The sequence below is a fragment of the Helicobacter rappini genome, assembly GCF_900198625.1.
GTDB classification, from domain to species: domain Bacteria; phylum Campylobacterota; class Campylobacteria; order Campylobacterales; family Helicobacteraceae; genus Helicobacter_A; species Helicobacter_A rappini.
On record NZ_FZPK01000070.1, the window covers coordinates 1 to 1,015 of the forward strand.

The 1,015-nt window shown below is 31.5% G+C and carries 2 protein-coding genes; both read right to left on the minus strand.

What is annotated here, in order from left to right:
- Positions 1-70 precede the first annotated feature (70 nt).
- Positions 71-568 (minus strand): hypothetical protein, encoded by a 498-nt coding sequence (locus tag C6H17_RS11315; protein WP_004087695.1) that lies wholly within the window; start codon positions 566-568, stop codon positions 71-73.
- A gap of 11 nt (positions 569-579) precedes the next feature.
- On the minus strand, positions 580-1,015 hold a 436-nt coding region (locus C6H17_RS11320), incomplete at its 5' end, for a hypothetical protein (protein ID WP_104731452.1).

Genomic DNA, 1,015 nt, shown 5'->3' on the forward strand with positions numbered 1-1,015 from the left:
TATATCTTTAGCTTCCAAACTCAAGCATAGAGCCATAATTATTGCAATATTTTTTATATATTTATACATACTATTTTCCTCTTGTATTTCTATTTGGGCTTGTGTTGGAAGTGTAATGATTTTTAAGATAGTTATTAAAAATATCCTTATGCAAAGTAAAATCCTCTATTTTGCAATTACCAGAAACAAGAGTAATCATTTGTCCTTGCCTGATCACATCTATATTGCAAAAGTCATTATTATACTCCATAGAAAACACTTTTATAGTGGCTTTAGTGGGAGATTGAATAGCTATTATTCTTACTGTTGAATAATTCATATCATTTGGTTTTTCTGTATAAAAATTGATAGCAAAATCATTAAAGGCACTCTTGTTTTTAGAGTATCCAATCTCGCATACAAAACCGCCCATAGCCTCATCATCAAAGCAATTATCACTTATTTTGAAAGCTTGTTTGCCTGTCTTTTGTATAGATTCATAAATGCCTCGCCACTCTTTTACATAACTTGGAAACTCTTTAGTATAGGCAATATGCAGTACTACTAGCAATACAAGGATATATTTCATTTTTAAGTCCTTTAATTTTGTAGTTGCGGTATTATAATGTGATAACAGCCGTTTTCATCAAGAATTTGTGTGATTTTACCCTCACGTTGAAGTTTTTGTGCTTGAGATTTAAAATCAGTCTTGTTGACACCTAAAGAGGAACGCGGAATATCAACCACATTGACAATATTGAAATCCGCACAATGTGTTGATACACTAGAAGCTCCAAGATCATTGATTTTATTTGTCATTGTTTGTATAATTTCCTCTTTGCTTTTACCAGCTTTTTTCTGTATTTCATATACATCTAATACTCGTTGCCCGGGCTGTTTATAAGTATCTCTTTGTTTTTGCAAACCATTTGCAATGATGTTGTTATACATAATTTCAGCTTGCCATCTAGGCGTTCTTGCTGTGCTACTAATTACAACTCTTGTGTAATTAGAATTTTTTGCTATTTGTCTTAGT